This is a genomic window from Microbulbifer sediminum (genome assembly GCF_021729035.1).
Classification (GTDB): domain Bacteria; phylum Pseudomonadota; class Gammaproteobacteria; order Pseudomonadales; family Cellvibrionaceae; genus Microbulbifer; species Microbulbifer sediminum.
Window position 1 is genome coordinate 1 of sequence record NZ_JAJSAP010000003.1, and the last position, 18761, is coordinate 18761.

Consider the following 18761-nt stretch of genomic DNA (forward strand, 5'->3'; position numbering starts at 1 on the left):
TTTCTTACCCATGGTACACCTCCGTGTTAGGCCGAAACCTAACTATACAGGGTGTCTACTAAACGTGGGTAAGTCTTACATATAACGCCCCATGGAGGCCTCACCAGGGACCGGAGCAAGCTGCCTGCGATTGTTATGCAGAATCCTCACTCAACACTCCATTTTCATACTTCCACGTTCGATTGACACTTGGTTCATGAGTAGGGAAAGTGAAAATTAGACTATTTCCGCTTTCTGAAACACTTGGAGCATCACTACAGGTCCCAAACTCTTCTGTAAGCCTATTCTGCTCTTTATCAGGGTCTAAAATTCTGAAAAATGCAGGACAGCCACTACCGCCTGTAGTTACCTGAACAACCAGGTACTCCTTATTTCCCCAAAAGTATGAATCATCACGCTCGTTAAACATAAAGGCCAACATTTGACCATCTGCTTTTAACGCGGATTCACCATTCAGAAATATCTCATAAGTCCAACTATCCGGATCACTCACGAGTTTTACATCAATTTTGTTCGATTCGATACGCAATTCTTCGCAGCAAGCTGAAAAACTAACTACTGATAAAAAAACGAGAACCAAGAAACGTAAATTTTTCATTATTTTTTCTTTTGCATAACGCCTGGGATCAGCACCTTGCCTTGACCACTTTGTGCGCAAAAAGGAGCAAAGCGGTCTGCGCATAAAGCACACAAAGTAACCTAGCCAGTGGAGGCCCGCAGGGCCGCAAAGCACTGCCTCACCTTGTTAAGGGTTGCTGCTGGAAATAAGCTCCAATAACTTTGAATTGTATGCTTGCGCATAGAATTTATTGTATTCATACCCTGCCACATTTAGCGCGACCGTAACTGGATCTTCTCCGATAGCACATTCAAAGAGTGGTTGATGTCTATATTCTTTGGAATACCCTTCGACAATGTTGGCTTTTATGCCAGGAACGAATAATCCATCTTTGGCATCATATATTTCTGCGAAAACAATCTTCCCATCATTGAAATCACGGACGGCATCAGCGAAGCCTCTTTCCGCAGATATTAACGGATCTCTAGCGGTAGCAATAATTTCGCCACTTTTACTTAGCTCAACCCATGTCCATGAGACTACACAAGCCAATAGCACCACTCCCAACATGAATGTATTGACAATTATTTTGTTCATGCTGCCCCTTACCAGCTTTTTAATAGGCATGGTCATATCCGTGCATATGGTTAAATCTGGCCATGAATGTCCATATCTAGCCATTTACCCAGATATAACCACGCTGGTATACCGGCATGCAAAAAAATAGGCGCCAATTGGCGCCTATTTTTGCTGTCGAAGTGCCGGCCGGGTCGGCAGGCTCAATCCACCACCTCGACCTTGTCCACTTTCTGGAATCCGCGCGGCAGTTTGTTGCCGCGCCGGCCACGTTCGCCGCGGTAATGATCCAGTTCGGAGATCTTGATCTTGGTGTGCCGTTTGCCGGCGTGGATGACCAGCTGGGCCTTGCCCTCGAGCACGGCCACGCCCACCACGATCTCATCGCGGCTGGCCGCACGGGCGGAGGGGATATTGACGATCTTGTTGCCCTTGCCTTTCGACAGCTCCGGCAGCTCGGAAACCGGGAACACCAGCATGCGGCCCTCGCTGGTGACGGCCGCCAGCAGCGCCTCGCCCGGGTTTTCGATCTGGCACGGCGGCAGCACCCGGGCATTCTTGGGCAGGGTCAGCATGGCCTTGCCCGCCTTGTTGCGGGACTGCAGGTCCCCGAGCTTGGCCACGAAACCGTAGCCGGCGTCGGAGGCCAGCAGCACGCGCCGGTCCTCTGCCCCCATCAGCAGGCCCTCGAAGGTGGCGCCGGAGGGCGGGTTGATGCGGCCACTCAGTGGTTCCCCCTGGCCCCGCGCAGACGGCAGGGTATGGGAGGCGATGGCGTAACTGCGGCCGGTGCTGTCCAGCAGCAGCGCCGGCTGGTTGCTCTTGCCGCGGGCGGCGAACTTGAAGCCGTCGCCGGCCTTGTAGTTGAGGGCCACCGGGTCGATCTCGTGGCCCTTGGCGGAGCGGATCCAGCCTTTCTCGGACAGCACCACGGTAATGGGGTCGGAGGTCAGCAGGTCCGCCTCGTTGAAGGCCTTGGCTTCCTCGCGCTCCACGATCGGTGAGCGACGGTCATCACCGAACTCGTCGGCGGCGGCCAGCAGTTCCTTCTTGATCAGGGTTTTCAGGCGACGGGCGCTGTCCAGGGTCTTGGTGAGCGTGTCACGCTCCTTTTCCAGCTCCGCCTGCTCGCCACGGATCTTCATTTCCTCGAGGCGCGCCAGCTGGCGCAGCTTGGTGTCGAGGATATATTCCGCCTGCACGTCGGTGAGTTCGAAGCGGTCCATCAGTTCCCGCTTCGGCTCATCGTGGGTGCGGATGATCTCGATCACCTCATCGATATTCAGGAAGGCCACCAACAGGCCCTGCAACAGGTGCAGGCGCTTCTCGACCTTGTCGAGGCGGAATTGCAGGCGGCGGCGGGTGGTGACGGTACGGAAGCTGAGCCACTCACCCAGGATCTTGTCGAGGCTCTTCACCTGTGGGCGCCCGTCGATACCGATCATGTTCATGTTGATGCGGTAGCTTTTTTCCAGGTCGGTGGTGGCGAACAGGTGGTTCATCACCTGCTCGGCATCCACACGATTGGACTTGGGCACGATCACCAGGCGGGTGGGGTTCTCGTGGTCCGACTCGTCCCGCAGGTCGGTGACCATGGGCAGTTTCTTGGCCTGCATCTGCTGGGCGATCTGCTCCAGCACCTTGGCGCCACTGGCCTGGTACGGCAATGCGGTGATGACGATATCGCCATCTTCCCGGTTCCAGATCGCACGCATCTTCACCGAGCCACGGCCGGTCTCGTAGACCTTGTGGATATCCGCACGGGGCGTGATGATCTCGGCCTCGGTGGGCATGTCCGGGCCCTGGATATATTCACACAACTCGGCCACGGTGGCCTTGGGGTTCTCCAGCAGTGCCACGGTGGCGTTCACCACCTCGCGCAGGTTGTGCGGCGGGATATCGGTGGCCATGCCCACGGCGATACCGGTGGTGCCGTTCAGCAGGATATTCGGCACCCGCGCCGGCAGCACCGATGGCTCGTCCATGGTGCCGTCGAAGTTGGGCTGCCAGTCCACGGTGCCCTGCCCCAGCTCCGACAGCAGCACCTCGGAGTATTTGCCCATACGCGATTCGGTGTAACGCATGGCGGCGAAGGACTTGGGGTCATCCGGCGAACCCCAGTTGCCCTGGCCGTCGATCAGCGGGTAGCGGTAGCTGAATGACTGCGCCATCAGCACCATGGCCTCGTACACGGCGCTGTCGCCGTGCGGGTGATACTTACCGATCACGTCGCCCACGGTGCGGGCGGACTTCTTGTACTTGGCCGTGTTCTTGAGGCCCAGCTCGCTCATCGCGTAGACGATACGGCGCTGCACCGGCTTCAGGCCGTCGCCGATATTGGGCAGGGCGCGGTCGAGAATCACGTACATGGAGTAGTCCAGGTACGCCTTCTCGGTATATTCCTTCAGCGGCAGGCGCTCGGTCGCCTCGTAGACGGAGGGTTCAGTCATACAGCGTGAATCTCGTTATTCTGTCTGGGAGAGGCGGATTATGGCGAGGAATCGGGAAGGGTTCAAAGGCCGGGAGTAACTGTGGGCCTGGGCAACCCGTTTTTGGCACTTGCGGGGACAGCGATCACTGCCCCCGGGAAAGCCCATGGCGACCGCTTACATACGGACTTCGGCGGAGAACTGCAGCGTGCTTTCCACACCCTTGTCACCGTTGTAGCTGTAGTAGGCCAGGGAGCCCAGTACCCGGTCGGTGAACAGGAACCTTGCGAATGGCTTGATGTAGCTATCGCTCTCGATGCTGATATCCTCGCTGTAGCAGTCGGTACAGCTGGTGATGGTGCGGTCGATATCAAAGTATCGGTAACCGACGTTGACGCCAGCCTCGAAACGGTCGCTGAAGGAGTGCACCAGGCCGCCGTCGATATACAGCGAGCCGGCATCGATGCTCGAATCTTGCGTCCTCTGGTCGCCGGTTACGATATTCTCCACGTCTTGGGAGAACTCATCCTTGTCATCGATAAAGAAAATGGTTCCGCCGACAGAGAAATTGAACAGCCCCTTGCGACCGGCATAGCTGGCACCGATGCCGAAGCCGCTATCGGCAATACCGTTCAGCAGCGCCGCGTCGGCATCGATGCTGATGGTCTCTCCGTGAAAGCCCCAGCTGCCCTGGTAGGCAGCCGGGGCGTCGGCCGCCGGCTGAGCGGCCAGAGGACCGGCGCAGCCCAGGCACAGGAGGGCCGGAATCAGTTTCTTATTCACGTTCATGTGATTAAATCCCCAAGAAAATGCAAAATGCGCCACGATTAGAACAAAGGTTTTAATAAAAGACAAAAAATGGAACAAATTAACAGGCAAGAGGGTTATCCAGACGCCCGGGCCGATGCCCCCGGCTCCGTCAGGCTCACGACCCAGCGACGGAGCAAATCCCCTTGAATCCCCCCTCCCTCTTACTCGACAGCCTGGCGACGGAGCTGCTCGAGCCAGTCTCCCTGGAACTGCCGCCGGGAACAGTAACCTGCCTTTCCGGCGCCAGTGGCAGCGGCAAGACCCGCCTGCTGCGCGCCATTGCCGACCTGGAACCCCACAGGGGCACCGCACGGCTGGGTGAACGGGCCCAGGAGGATATGCGTGCCCACGACTGGCGCCGGAAGGTGATGCTGGTGCCGGCGGAAAGCGCCTGGTGGTGCGAGACTGTGGGTGAGCACCTGCAGGAGCCGCAACCGGAAGCACTGGCGGCACTGGGATTCGGTGACGAAGTCGGGGAATGGTCGGTGGACCGGCTGTCTTCCGGTGAAAAGCAGCGCCTTGCCCTGGCGCGTGCGGTGTCCTTTTCCCCGGCGGCGTTGCTGCTGGACGAGCCCACCGCCAACCTGGATCCCGACACCACCCGCGCCACCGAGCAGTGGCTGGTCCGCTACATTCGCGAACACCGGATACCGGCACTGTGGGTCGCGCACGACCAGGAGCAGATCAGGCGCGTCGCCGATCGCCACTACCACATCGCCGGCGGCCGGCTGGAGGAGTCCTGAATGGAAGTCATCGATCTCTCCTGGTGGCAACTGGCACTGGCGGCGGGCCTGGTGGTGGTGCTGGCCGCCTGTATTTACCTGGCGCGCCTGGGGCTGGCGGGATCCCTGCTGCTGGCAGCGGTACGCACCACCGTACAGCTCACACTGGTGGGCCTGGTACTGGAGGCGCTCTTTTCGGTAGGCAGCCTGGGCTGGGTCGCACTGATGGGGCTCGGCATGTTGCTGCTGGCCGGCCGCGAGGTAATGGCCCGCCAACAGCGACGGCTGCGCGGCGGCTGGAGTTTCACCATCGGCACCGCCGCCATGTTTGTATCGGCCTTCAGCGTCACCGTGCTCACCCTGGTGGCGGTGATCGGGCCCACGCCCTGGTATGAGCCGCAGTATGCGATCCCGTTACTGGGCATGATGCTGGGCAATACCATGACCGGCGTGGCGCTGGGACTCGACCGGCTAACCGAGAGCCTGTGGCGGCAGCGCCAGCTGGTGGAGAACCGCCTGATGCTGGGGGAAAGCTGGTCCAGCGCCTGCGGCAGCATCCGCCGCGAGGCCATGCGCTCGGGACTGATGCCGATCATCAACTCCATGGCGGCGGCCGGCATCGTGTCCTTACCGGGAATGATGACAGGCCAGATACTGGCGGGCACGGCGCCGGCCCTGGCGGTGAAATACCAGATCCTGATCATGTTCACCATTGCCGCCGGCACCGGCTTCGGCACCTTTGTTGCCGTCACCGTGGCCTCGCGCCGGCTGTTCGACCGCCGCGAACGCCTGCGCCTGGACCGGCTCACCACCAGCAGCGGCTAGCCACCGGGGTCGTTTGTCCTTTTCACCCCCGGCAGGTGCTCCTTGGCTGAAGTCACGATCCGCAGGGTGATAAAGGTGAGTGCACTGAGCACAATGGCGATTTCCAGGCGGCCGACGGCCACCGCAAGCCCTATGGCACCGGTGGCCCACAGGCTGGCCGCTGTCGCCGTGCCCTGCACACGCCCCTCACCCTCGGACACGCTCTTGAGAATCGCGCCGCCGCCAATAAAGCCCATGCCGGTGATGATCCCCTCGATCACCCGGCCCTCGGCGCTGCTGGAATCCAGCACCGCAAACCCCACCAGCGTATAACCACAGGCCGCCACGGCCACCAGGGGAAAAGTCCGCAGGCCGGCCGTGCGCTCATGCTTTTCCCGGTCCCAGCCAATGGGCAACGCCAGCACATAAGCACAGGCCATATCGACCACATGGTGTAGCACCAGCTGCCAGTCGATATCCACGAATTGCTGTAGCGCGTCCATGCGGGTGCCGCCGGCCGGGTATACAGTCAGGCATCGATATCCGGATGGTCCTTGCGGGTCTTGTTGATCAGCCCCCCCTCCCGGAGGGTATCGATTTCCTCAGCGGACAGGTCGTGTATCACGGTGAAGGTTTTGCCGCTCTTGCCATCCTTGATCGTGACCGGCTCCCCGTCCTTCAGTTGGTCGGCGGGGTTGTCGATTTCCAGTTCCGCATCCTGCTCCAGGCGGTCGTAGTCCTCGGGCTTGTCGAACAGCAGCGGCAGGACACCGAAATTGATCAGGTTACGCCGGTGGATGCGCGCCATACTCTTGGCAATCACGCAGCGCACGCCCAGGTACCGCGGGGTGATGGCGGCGTGCTCGCGGCTGGAGCCCTGGCCGTAATTCTCACCACCGATGACGAAGCTGTCGCCGTCCAGCTCCATGGCGCGGTCGTAAAACTGCTCGTCAATGCGCGAGAAGGTGTAACGGCTGATCTCCGGGATATTGGAGCGCAGGGGTAATATCTCGGCACCCGCGGGCAGGATCTCGTCGGTGGAGACATTGTCGCCGGCCTTCAGCGAGATCGGGCCCTTCAATGTTTCCGGCAGCGGGTCGAAATCCGGCAGTGGCTGGATATTGGGGCCCTTGACCAGTTCCACCTCTACCGGAATCTCTTGAGGCGGTTGCAGCAGCGGGCGCATATCCGGCAACTCGTCCGGCTCACTGAATTGCGGGTAGTCCATATCCATATCCCGGGGATCAGTGATCTCACCCCGCAGCGCACTGGCGGTAGCAGTTTCCGGGCTGCACAGGTAAACCTGGTCCTCCTTGGTGCCGGAGCGACCGGGGAAATTGCGCGGCACAGTGCGCAGGCTGATCTGGCCGCTGGCCGGAGCCTGCCCCATACCAATACAGCCACCGCAACCGGTCTGGTGCAGGCGCGCGCCCGCCTCCAGCAAACGCGCCAGGTCACCCGTACGGCTGATCTCCTCCAGCAACTGGCGGGAAGTGGGGTTGATGTCGAACGAGACGCTCTCGTCCACATGCTTGCCTTCCACCATCCGCGCCGGTATCACGAAATCCCGCAGCCCCGGGTTGGCCGAGGAACCGATATAACTCTGGTAGATGGGCTTGCCGGCCACCTCGCTCACCGGCACCACGTTGTCCGGGCTGGACGGGCAGGCAATCAGCGGCTCCAGGGAGGAAAGGTCGATGGTTTCCTCCTCGTCGTAGGTGGCCCCCTCATCTGCTTTCAGCTCGACAAAATCCTCCTCGCGCTGCTGCTGGCGCAGGAACGCACGCACCGCTTCATCCGCGGGGAATACGCTGGAAGTTGCCCCCAGCTCCTGGCCCATATTGGCGATCACATGCCGATCCATCGCAGTGAGGTTTTTCAGGCCGGGCCCGTAATACTCGATGATCTTGTTGACCCCGCCCTTGACCGAATGCCGGCGCAGCATTTCCAGAATGATGTCCTTGGCACTGACCCAGGGCGGCAGCTCCCCTTCCAGCTTCACTCCCATGATCTTGGGCATGGTCACGGAAAAGGGCATCCCGGCCATGGCGAGCGCCACCTGCAGTCCGCCGGCACCGATCGCCAGCATGCCCATGGAACCGGCGGCGCAGGTATGGCTGTCGGACCCCAGCAGGGTCTTGCCGGGGACCCCGAAACAGGACATATGCACCGGGTGGCTGACACCATTGCCCGGCCGCGAATACCATGCGCCGAATTTGCGACAGGCACTCTGCAGGAACAGGTGATCGTCGGCGTTCTTGAAGTCTGTCTGCAACAGGTTGTGGTCGACATACTGCGCCGACACCTCGGTCTTCACCCGCGGCAGGCCCAGCGCTTCGAACTCCAGCATCACCATGGTGCCCGTGGCATCCTGGGTCAGGGTCTGGTCGATCTTCAGCTCGATCGGGCTGCCGGGTTCCAGGGTGCCGCTTTCCAGGTGCGGCTCGATCAGTTTCTGGGCCAGGTTCTTCGGCATGTTGGCATCTCCTTTTGCTGAGCGCTTCCGCTCCGGATTTCTTGTGACCAGTTGGCAGGCATTGCCTTACTCGGGAAAACCGGCGACATCTCCTGAGACCATGTGTTCACGTGGATGGCATTTCAACCTTAGTCGCAATTGCGTTTCCCAATACCGTTGATTGGCGCGCACAATTCCACACGCACTAATTCCGTCGCCACCAGAAGAACCAGCGCGCCTGTCAGCGTGAGAATTCCACCCGCGGCTCATCAAAATCCCGTCCGTTGTAATCCGGCGCGCACTGGATAAACTCGTCGGCGGAAATGCCCGCCTCGATCAGGTAACGCGCCACGGCGCGGCTGCGGCGCTTCGCCAGGCGCTCCAGCTCATCCTGTTTTTCCAGCGGCGGGTATCGGTACAGTGTCTCCCGTGTGCGGCGGCTGTGCCACATTTCGGGGGTGGTGTCCGGATCCAGCGCGTGCCAGTCGCGGGCATTCGCGATGCCGCAGATACCCGGGCGAGCCTCCGGCCTTTCCTGCAGTGTCTCCACCACCTCCGCCAGTTGTCTGCGGGCAGCCTCATCCAGTTCCGCGCTGCCCGGCGCAAATTCTATCGGGTCAAAATGCACCGCCATCAGGCGCTGCCAGGCCAGCCGCGCCAGGCTGTAAAAGCCCACCGGAGTAAAATAGCTGAACAGCGCCTCGAGGATGGCGCGCTGCAGCAGGTCGCTGAAAATAAAACTGAAGGAGAAATTCGGGTCGTAGAGATTACCGGTCACCGGCATGTTAAAGCGCACGTCACCCTGGCCGTCCCGCAACAGGTACATGGCCACGTTCAGGGGAATCATCGATTCCTCCACCGGCAACTGGTCCCTGTCCCGAACCCGGCGCACACGGACTTTGTTCAGGCGCATGTCCGCCTTCGCATCCACCTTGTTTTCATGGATCAAGATATCGACCACAGCATCCAGCTGCCCCTGCAGGATCTTGTAACCCAGCAGGTTGGCCATATACGGTGTGGCGGGGATCAGGTTGGCGTTGGCGATGGTGCCCGAAAGGCTTGCATTCCATTTTTGTGTTGCCAGGTAATCGATATTGCCGGCCAACTGCATTTCGCCATAGCCGCCGGGCCGGCCCTTGAGGACAATAATGGCCGGGTCATCCTCGGGATAATTGCTCGCATTCCTGAGTTTGACGTAAATCTGGCGTATCGGCAGCCGGGCACGGAATTGCCCCAGCCGGTCGAGCCAGGTAAACCTTCCCCCCTGCAGGGTGGCGTGGTGCAGTCGATAGCGGAACGGGTTTTTCCCAGACCTTGCCGGCACGTCTTTACCGCCGTTACCCAACAGGGTCTCCAGCCGCTCTTCTGCCGGGAATTTGCCGCCCTTGTCGCGAAACAGGATCAGGCTGGGCCGCTCGATTTCCAGCCTGTTAATTTCCAGTGCGTTGCCGACGGTGGAATAGGCGAGCTGCTGCACCCGCAGCTGGTGCACCTCGCCATCCCAGCCGTGCCGCTCAAATTCCGGGGCATGCTCATCGCGCCCCAGGAATGCCAGTTCCGTGGCCTCCAGCCACGGCAAGCGGATATCCCCACCGCTCACTGTTGCCCGGGTACTGCTGATTTCAGCGGCCCGTACCAGCCGCCGGCCGTCAGTGCCAAACACCAGCAGCCCGCCCGCATCAAAGGGCGCCAGCTCCAGATACTGTTCCCCCGCGCGATAGCTGCCGCTCACCTCCAGCCGTTCGAGACTGAAACAGTGGTCGATCGATGGCGCATACCCCCTCGGCAGGCACCCGGATACCGCCTCCAGCTGCAGGTCATCGGCCGTAAACAACCCCTCACCAAGAGAGATGCGGGCCGCCCCCAGTGACTGGAACAACAACAGCTCGGAGGGCAGGCCAGCAGGGAAGCCCGCCTGGGTGAATTTACCCCCTTTCACTGCCAGGCCGTAGAGCACATTGGCGCCGGTGGCGGGATCGGTTTCCCGCCGCTGCAACTGGATGGCACCGAGCTTGTAACAGGGCGCCAGCCCGGTACCCGGCAGCCAGTCATCGGAAAGACAACCGTTGGCCCCGGCCAGGCTCAGGAGCGGCGATTCCCCGCCGTAATTCAGCTGGTCCAGCTGCAGCTGCGGGATTTCCAGCGGCCTTCCGGCGCGGCCCCCGATGATCAGCCCGCTCATCTCGATCACGCCGTCGCTGCCAAACGGAGCCGCCAGCGACAGTTGCTGCTGTCCCGTCATGGAGAATTTTCGCAGGGTGATACAGGGCTCCGCAGCGGGCGGTTCCAGCGCTTCCGCGATTTCCTGCACCGCCCCCGTCACCAGGCCGGAACGGCAGCCGACAAAACCGTCCAGTTCCAGGTCCGTGACCGACAGCTGCGCGCCACCGCTCCAGCGCAGGCGCTGCCAGCCCAGCCGCTCCACCCCCAGCCGGGAAAAATCCCCGCTCTCCTGCCAGAAGCGAATCGGTTCGGACCGCAATGCCGCCAGCTCCACAAGCGGTGCCGCCCCTGCCAGGCCAATCCGGGTGACGCCGGTCAATTCCAACCGCGGCGCCACAATACAGTCGCCGATATCACGCTCCCGGGCCGCCTCCGGCAGCAGCTCGTGCATACCACAGGCCAATACGTTGTCCAGCGTCAGGTTCCGCAGCCGCAGCGCCTCTTTATCCAGCCCCAGCTGCGCCACCCGCGCAGCCTGGAATTGCCACAGCGGCTGCGCCACCGGTGATGGCTTCAGGACGGTTGCGCCCAGTCGCAGTTCAGCCGCGTCACCACTGCCCTCGAGCTGCAAGTCGTCGACAGAGAAACAGCGCGGCAAGCCCGCGCGAGTGGAGACACTGTCCGGCAGGCAGCCGTGGATTTTCTCCACCGTGACATCACGCGCGTGCATCCGGTCCGGTCCGTTGTCTCGCCGCGACCAGTCCAGCGTCAGCTGGCCGGCATGGGCGGACTCAATTCCCGCCAGGTATTCCTCACCCGGGCCGAGCAACCGCGCCTGCGCCAGGCTGGAACGCCCCAGATCCATGGCCAGCTGCTCTGCATCGGCCAGGATGCTGAACCCCTCACCCAGAGCCAGCTCCCTGAGCCCGGCGCATTCCGGCATGCCCGCGGCACCGGGATTCGCCGCCCGCGGGCGACAACCGCGGGCCTGTTCCAGGACCAGGCCCGGCAGCTCGACCCGGCGCGGCCCGGCGACGGGCCACAAGACCTTTGCCGCCGGCACCTGCAGCCCGGCCAGGAACAGGAGCTCACGCCCTGCCCGTGTTGTGGCCACAGCGCGGTCTGCGCGGATATCACCCGCCTGCAGCAACAGGCCAGCGCCCCAGGCCAGGCGCAGCTCTTCCTGCTGTTGCAGCTGGTCCAGCTCGAAGCACGTGGGCATGGCAGTGGTATCGCGGTAGAGAAGGTTCGCCCAGGCCTGTGGCAGGCAGCCCTGCAGCCCCATAAGTGACAGCGTCTCCAGCTTCAGGTTGGGATTCTCCAGGCTGCCGCTGGCCGGCTCGCTCCCGGGGGGGCGGCCAGCCTGTTGCCGCCGGGCCCTGGCCAGCTCTGCGGGCAACAGTCCTTTCTCCTGCCCCGGGTCATATTCACCAGCACCATGTGCGCCGGCAGTGCCGGCTTCAGCGGGGCCCCGGTCACCGCCAGCGGCCAGGCCGGCAGCCCGGTCAACGCCCGACAGGCGCAACATCGCCGGTCCAGTGTGCAGACCGGTCAACAGCAGGCCGGTTGGCTGGTGCAGGCCGTCGGCCAATAACAGTCGCTCCAGCAGCAGCTCTCCGGCCACCAGGTAGCCCGCCTCCCCGCCCTGCCAGGCGAAACTGCCACGCCCGCGCACCTGCTCTGCCCGGGCGCACAGGGGGCGCAACCGCACCGGCAGTGCGGCATCGGGTACGCAACCGGACAGCCGCTGCAGGGAAAAATCCTGCACCAGGTAGGGTGTGTCGCCACCCAGCAGGTTCACCCGCTGCCAGCGCAACGCCGCCATTTCGACCAGTGCCCGGCCGCGCTCATCGCCGTCCCATATCTGCAACTGTCCCAGTCGCAGGGGGCCGCTGCTGGCGCCCATGGGAATGTCGCGAGCGCCAGAGGGAAAGCGAAACGCGAGGAGCTCCGGAAAATTCAGCCCCACCAGGCGCCCACAATAATCCGCGATACCCCACAAGCCCCCGGGCAGGCAGCCGCTGGCACTTTCCAGCTTGAAAGAAGCCAGGGACAGGGTGCGGGCAGTGCCGCGGTACTCCACTGAGGTGGCAAAGGCACTGGGGACCGTCAGAGGGTTGCTGTTGGCACCCGCAACATCCAGCAGTTGCACGCGGCGCAGGTCCACGGGACCGCCGTGCACCACCAGTTTGCGCTGCCAGTCAAAGGTCGTGGGGTCAGGAAGGTTCATGCTGCCGGCGCGCACGCAGAAGTGCATGCCCGGCCGGCGCCAGGCCGGCGGACACCAGTCAAATACACTGGCAGCGCCCTGCTGCCAGGCAAGCGTGCTCGAGTCGCGGGAGTACGCCATTTTGTCAATGGCCAGGGATTCCGCTCGCCAGTCCGGCCAGCGCCGGTCACTGCGGCGCAGGATGACACCCCGGCCATTGCCGCGGTGCCAGCGGACCTCCGCACCGGCCCCGAAGCTGAAAGCCAGGTCACCCTCCAGCTGCAGGCGCCGGGCGATGCCACACCGCCCCACGATGCGACCGAAGGCCGGGAAGGCATCCGCCCACTTTTGCGGCAGGCAGCTACCGAAGCGGTCCGCCACCAGTGCGGCGGCGGTAATGCGGGTGCCGGGGCGCTCAAACTGCGCCTCCGTGAGGTCCAGTCCCAGCAACACCGTGTGGACAGACGGCGAGCCCCGCTCGCGAACCAGCAGGTCCCGCGCCTGCAGCTCGCCGGCAGCCACCTGTACCGCCAGCGGGGTATCCCCCTCACGGTGTAACGACAACCGCCAGTCTTCTGCCGACAGGCGCCTGAAATCCAGGCAGCTGGGGCTATCCCAGGCGCGGCGGGCACGGTAGCAGAGAGTGCTGTCGCGAATATGCAGCCGGTCGATCCATACCTGCAGGTCGCGGTCGCGCTTTTGCCCACCTTTACCGAGATCCCAGCCGGCCACCTCCCACACGCGCCTTGCCTTGTCCCCCGGCCGCGATTCCAGGTCAAATTCCACCCCGTCCAGCCAGGCTCGCTGGAAATGCATGCGCCGGCGCAGCAACTGCCACCAGCTGTAATCGATCATCAACTCGCGGGCACGTAACCCGCGTCCCTCGGCGTTGCGCAACTCCATGTTATAGGCTTCAAGGCGCAGGTCAGGGATCGACAGGTGCAGGTAACCGATATTGGCGCGATAACCCCGCTGTTCCAGCCAGCGCTCGAGCCGGTCTTCCAGCACCATGGCCAGCACCAGTTGCAGCAGGCTCGTCACCACGACAATCCCGACCACCACCCACAGCAGGCGCGCGGCACGATCGGGACGGGGCTGGGTAGACGGCTCTGGCATTATTGATGACGCTGGCGCGGGAGCAATGAATTTGGCGCAAGCGCAAACCGCACTTGTGCCCGCTAATTAAAGACCAGCGCCACGATTTTTTTTGGCGGCTGTCGCCGGCTTTCGCCATAATGCGGCCGACTTCCATGCGAACTCGGATCCAGCGGATAGACTGTCTATCTCAACCAACCACTCACGCGGATCCCCCGGCGAGCGATCATGCAACAGAACCCAGATTACCAGGACATCGTCCTTGTCGGCGGCGGGCACTCCCACGCCATTGTTTTACAGATGTGGGCAATGAACCCCCTGCCCGGTGTGCGCCTGACCCTGGTGTCACCGGATGTACAGACCGCCTATTCCGGCATGCTGCCGGGGCTGGTGGCAGGTCACTACCAACTGGATGAAACCCATATCGACCTGGTGCGCCTGTGCCGGGCCGCTGGCGCCCGCTTCATTCGCGCCAGTGCGCGCCGCATCGACCCGGTAAACCAGCGCATTGCCCTGGATGGGCGACCGGAGCTGGAGTACGACCTGGTATCCCTGGATATCGGCGCCGGCCCGGCGCGCGACCTGCCCGGCGCTGAACGTGCTGTGCCGGTCAAGCCCATCAATCGCTTCCACTCTTTCTGGCAACAATTGCAGCAGCGGGTGCAGAAGAGCCGTGAGCATATCCGCATCGGCGTTGTCGGTGGCGGTGCCGGAGGTTGCGAGCTGGCCATGGCCATTGCCTGGTCGCTGGAAGAACAGGTTTATTCCCGACGCGTGGAGGTGCACCTGGTCCACGGTGGCGCACACATACCCGAGGGCTATCCAGCCGTTGCCCGCCGCATGGCAACGCGCGAGCTGCGCCGGCTCGGCGTGACCGTGCACCGGAACTGGCGGGTACAGGCAATCACTGACGAGGGCCTCGATAGTGAGGACGGCCGCAGCCTGGCCCTGGATGAAATTGCCCTTTGCACCAACGCCGGTGCCCACCCGTGGCTGGCCGACTGTGGCCTGGCCCTGGACCAGCGGGGCTTTATCCGTGTCGACGAAAACCTGCGGGCCGAGGGCTTCGGCAACGTTTTTGCCGCCGGCGATACCGCCAGTTTCGGGCCCACGCCGCTGCCCAAGGCCGGCGTCTACGCCGTGCGCCAGGGCCCGGTGTTGTTCCATAACCTGCGCGCAACGATTACCGAGCAACCGCTGCGGGTCTTCCGGCCCCAGCGGCACTTTCTCAGCCTGCTGTCCTGCGGCGACCGGCGTGCGGTGGCATCCCGCAACGGGCTGGCCCTGGCGGGCGGCTTTCTCTGGCGCTGGAAAGACCATATCGACCGCACATTCATGCGGCGCTTCGCCGAGTTGCCGGTGGACATGGAGAGCGGCAACGACATCGGGCGCCAACGATTCCGGCGGCGCCCGCCGGCGGTGCGCGAGCGCGGCGGCGCCGCCCTGTCGCAGATGCGCTGCAACGGCTGCGGTGCCAAGGTGGGTGCGGAAATCCTGCAGCACGCCCTGCAACAACTGCCGCAACAGCAGTCGCAATATCTCCTGCGCGGCGCCGGCGACGACGCCGCCGTTATGGAACTCCCGCCCGGACAACTGCTGGTACAGAGTTCGGACCAGTTGCGGGCGCCGATCGACGATCCATGGATTTTCGGCCGCCTCGCAACCCTGCATGCCCTGTCCGACCTGTTTGCCATGCACGCGCGCCCGGTTACCGCGCAGCTGCTGGCCACCCTGCCGGTGGCGGCGCCGGAACTGGTGCAGCGCGACCTGAAACAACTGCTCGACGGCGCCATCTACGAGCTCAATCGCCATGACTGTGCACTCAGCGGCGGCCACACGGCCGAAGGTGCGGAGATGCAACTGGGCCTGACGGTGAACGGGCTCGCCGATGCCGGGCAATTACTGGAAAAGACCGGCGCACAGACCGGAGACCAGCTGATCCTCACCAAGCCACTGGGTGTGGGGGCCGTGCTGGCGGCCGAGGGGGCGGGTGCCGCCCACCCGCGCTGGGTGGAGCATGCGCTGGAAACCATGCTGTTGAGCAATGCCGGTGCGGCTGAGGTGTTCGGTCGCTACGGCACCCATGCGCTGACCGATGTAACCGGCTTCGGCCTGCTGGGCCACCTGCTGGAAATGCTGGCAGGCCCACCGGCACGCGGTGCGTCACTGGTGGCAGAACAGCTGCCGCTGATTGAGGGCGCCGCCGACTGTGCCGAAGCGGGCTGGCTGTCCAGCCTGCATCCGCAGAATGCCCGCTTTTACGACCGGGTAACGAACCCCCGCGCGTGGCAGCCGCTGGCGCAGTGGGCCCTGCTGGCGGACCCGCAGACCTGCGGCGGTCTGCTCGGCGCTGTTCCGGCCGACCGCGCGGGCGATTGCCTGCGCGAGCTGCATCGGGCCGGCTACACCGACGCGGCGGTGATCGGCAGTGTGACGGAATTAACCGGCAACCAGCCTGTCACCCTGCAACGGGCCCGGGATCTGCGCCGCCCGGAGACCCGCGCAGAAGACCCCGTGCCAGTACGCGCCTGAGCCGCCTATGCACGTCGGTGCGCCGGTAGCGGCATTGCCAAGCCGCTGCCGGCGCGAGATACTGCGCGCATAACTACTCACAACAAGGTCTTCACAGTTGGGGAGTCGAATTCAAAACGACACAGGAAGACCATCCATGAAGCAGATCGTTATCGTCGGCGGCGGCGCCGGGGGGCTACAACTAGCCACCCGCCTGGGGCACTATTTCAACCGCTCCCGGCTGGCCGGCCATACCCGCAAGGATCCCGCCGCCCAGGTGACCCTGGTCGACCGCAGTCGCACCCATATCTGGAAACCCCTCCTGCACCAGGTGGCGACCGGCTCGATTGATTCCAGCCTCGATGCCCTCAATTACCAGGTGCACGCCCGCCGGAACCAGTTCAACTTCGAGCTGGGCAGCCTCGAATCCCTCGACCGCGAACGCAAGGTAATCACCCTGGGACCGGTGATGGACGAGGACGGCCGCGAGCTGGTGCCCGCACGGGAGCTGGAATACGATTACCTGGTGCTGGCGCTGGGCAGCCAGAGCAATGACTTCCATACCCCGGGGGTGCGGGAGCACTGCGTATTTCTCGACAGCAGTGAACAGGCCCGCCGTTTTCACCGCCTGTTGCTGGACCGGTTCCTGCAGCTGGAAACAAAGATGGCCGAGCGCCTGCAGATTGCCATCGTCGGTGGCGGTGCCACCGGGGTGGAGCTGGCGGCAGAATTGGTGGATGCAGCACAGCAGATGGGCCATTACGGCAAGATCGGGAGCGGTTCACTGGAAGTCACCCTGATTGAAGCCGGAGAGCACCTGTTACCCGCCCTGCCCGCCCGCCTCGGCAATAACGCACAACGGGAACTTCAGGGCCTGGGCGTGCGCGTGATTACCGAATGCGCTGTTTCCGAGGCATCGGCGGATGGCCTGACCACTGCGGACGGGGAAGAGATCCCGGCGACAATCCGCGTGTGGGCTGCGGGCGTCAAGGCACCGGACTTCCTATCCCGGCTCGACGGCCTGTCCACCAACAAGCTCAACCAGATTGAAGTATCGCCAAAGCTGGTGTCGGTCAGCGACGAGGATATTTTCGCGATCGGCGACTGTGCCGGCTGCCTGGACGCCAATGATTTCCGCGTGCCACCGCGGGCGCAGGCTGCTCAGCAGATGGCAAGAGTGGCGGAGCACAACCTGATCGCCAAGGTCGAGGGAAAATCCCTGAAGGCATTCCGCTACCACGACCGCGGTTCGCTGGTTTCCCTCAGCAAACACACGGCAGTGGGCAACCTGATGGGGGCACTGGTGAAAGGCAGCCTGACCATCGAGGGTCGCATTGCCGGCCTGGCCTATCGCTCCCTGTACCGCATGCACCTGGCCGCGATCCACGGCTGGGCCAAGGCCATGCTGATCTACCTGGTAGGGCAGGCAAACCGCTTCGTGAAACCACGAATGAAGCTGCACTGAGGCCACGAGTCCGGTGCGTCCCGCCGGGGGCGTACCGGGTCGCCAGCCAGGCGCAGCCTGCTTTGACAATACCCACCAAACCGGGGATCGCCGATGCATTACCACAATATCGTCGTACTTACCGGAGCGGGCATTTCTGTCGAGTCGGGCCTGCAGACGTTTCGCGGCAATGACGGATTATGGGAAAACCATCGACTGGAAGAGGTGGCTACGCCGGAAGCCTTCGCCCGGGACCCTCAACTGGTGCAGGCTTTCTACAACGCCCGGCGCCGACAGCTGCTCTCGCCCACAGTCGCGCCCAACCCCGCACACCTGGCGCTTGCGAGACTGGAACAGCAGTTTGCCGGGGATTTCCTGCTGGTAACACAGAATATTGACGACCTGCACGAACGTGCCGGCAGCCGCGCCCTGGTGCATATGCATGGGGAATTGCTAAAGATGCGCTGTAGTGTCTCCGGGCAGCTTTTCAGCATACGCGGCGACCTTACCATCGACGATCCCTGCCAGTGCTGCAATCGCACCGGCACCCTGCGCCCGCATGTGGTCTGGTTCGGCGAAATGCCGTTGCAGATGGATCGTATTTACGATGCCCTGTCCCGCTGCGACCTGTTTATCAGCATTGGCACCTCCGGCAATGTCTACCCGGCAGCCGGCTTCGTTGAGTGCGCAAACCTCGCCGGCGCCCATACCGTGGAGCTGAACCTTGAAACCAGCTGCATCGGCGGCGCCTTTCACGAGCACCGGTACGGACCGGCCACTTCAGTTGTTACTGACTACGTGCGAACACTATCGGCAATTCTTTCCTGATCTGGCAGCCCATGCAGCGGAGCATATTCAGGTAGCAACACCGCGCAGCAGGAACTGGGTCTCACATTGCTGGCGCGACCGCCAAGTATAGATTGACGCCAAGCCCCCACCTCGATAATTTAAGCTGGCGCAGGAATATTGTTCCAACAAAAATAC

The 18761-nt window shown here is 62.8% G+C and carries 12 protein-coding genes; 5 read left to right on the forward strand and 7 right to left on the reverse strand.

The window, feature by feature from the left end; all coding sequences use genetic code 11:
- Positions 1-133: 133 nt before the first annotated feature.
- The 4 genes from LVD11_RS05185 to LVD11_RS05200 form a co-directional block, all read right to left on the reverse strand.
- Positions 134-598 carry a hypothetical protein gene (locus tag LVD11_RS05185; RefSeq protein WP_237057094.1) on the reverse strand — a complete coding sequence of 155 codons (465 nt, stop codon included), beginning with the start codon at positions 596-598 and terminating at the stop codon, positions 134-136.
- A gap of 147 nt (positions 599-745) precedes the next feature.
- Positions 746-1186: a hypothetical protein gene (locus LVD11_RS05190; RefSeq protein WP_237057095.1), complete on the reverse strand. Its 441-nt coding sequence runs from the start codon at positions 1184-1186 to the stop codon at positions 746-748.
- Between the two features lie 152 nt (positions 1187-1338).
- Entirely contained in the window at positions 1339-3585 is a 2247-nt protein-coding gene (gene parC, locus LVD11_RS05195; RefSeq protein ID WP_237057096.1) for a DNA topoisomerase IV subunit A, read from the reverse strand.
- A gap of 156 nt (positions 3586-3741) precedes the next feature.
- Positions 3742-4353, reverse strand: a complete 612-nt coding sequence (locus LVD11_RS05200) for a hypothetical protein (protein ID WP_237057097.1) — start codon at positions 4351-4353, stop codon at positions 3742-3744.
- A 164-nt stretch (positions 4354-4517) separates the two neighbouring features.
- Here LVD11_RS05200 and LVD11_RS05205 point away from each other — a divergent pair, with 164 nt between their 5' ends.
- Together LVD11_RS05205 and LVD11_RS05210 are read left to right on the forward strand one after the other, a co-directional pair.
- Entirely contained in the window at positions 4518-5117 is a 600-nt protein-coding gene (locus LVD11_RS05205; RefSeq protein ID WP_237057098.1) for an ABC transporter ATP-binding protein, read from the forward strand.
- Positions 5118-5921, forward strand: coding sequence for an ABC transporter permease (locus LVD11_RS05210; RefSeq protein WP_237057099.1), 804 nt, complete (start codon positions 5118-5120; stop codon positions 5919-5921).
- On the opposite strand, the gene LVD11_RS05215 is transcribed toward LVD11_RS05210, so the two are convergent.
- The 3 genes from LVD11_RS05215 to LVD11_RS05225 all read right to left on the reverse strand — a co-directional run bounded on the left by LVD11_RS05215 (position 5918) and on the right by LVD11_RS05225 (position 13843).
- Positions 5918-6403: an MgtC/SapB family protein gene (locus LVD11_RS05215; protein ID WP_237057100.1), complete on the reverse strand. Its 486-nt coding sequence runs from the start codon at positions 6401-6403 to the stop codon at positions 5918-5920. The genes LVD11_RS05210 and LVD11_RS05215 overlap by 4 nt on opposite strands.
- Before the next feature lie 26 nt (positions 6404-6429).
- Entirely contained in the window at positions 6430-8376 is a 1947-nt protein-coding gene (locus LVD11_RS05220) for an aconitate hydratase (protein WP_237057101.1), read from the reverse strand.
- A 220-nt stretch (positions 8377-8596) separates the two neighbouring features.
- Positions 8597-13843: a DUF748 domain-containing protein gene (locus LVD11_RS05225; RefSeq protein WP_237057102.1), complete on the reverse strand. Its 5247-nt coding sequence runs from the start codon at positions 13841-13843 to the stop codon at positions 8597-8599.
- A 207-nt stretch (positions 13844-14050) separates the two neighbouring features.
- Here LVD11_RS05225 and selD point away from each other — a divergent pair, with 207 nt between their 5' ends.
- From selD to cobB, 3 genes are all read left to right on the forward strand, one after another.
- Positions 14051-16354 (forward strand): selenide, water dikinase SelD, encoded by a 2304-nt coding sequence (gene selD, locus LVD11_RS05230; protein WP_237057103.1) that lies wholly within the window; start codon positions 14051-14053, stop codon positions 16352-16354.
- A 136-nt stretch (positions 16355-16490) separates the two neighbouring features.
- Positions 16491-17798 carry an NAD(P)/FAD-dependent oxidoreductase gene (locus tag LVD11_RS05235; protein ID WP_237057104.1) on the forward strand — a complete coding sequence of 436 codons (1308 nt, stop codon included), beginning with the start codon at positions 16491-16493 and terminating at the stop codon, positions 17796-17798.
- A gap of 93 nt (positions 17799-17891) precedes the next feature.
- Positions 17892-18605 (forward strand): Sir2 family NAD+-dependent deacetylase, encoded by a 714-nt coding sequence (cobB, locus tag LVD11_RS05240; RefSeq protein ID WP_237057105.1) that lies wholly within the window; start codon positions 17892-17894, stop codon positions 18603-18605.
- Positions 18606-18761 lie beyond the last annotated feature (156 nt).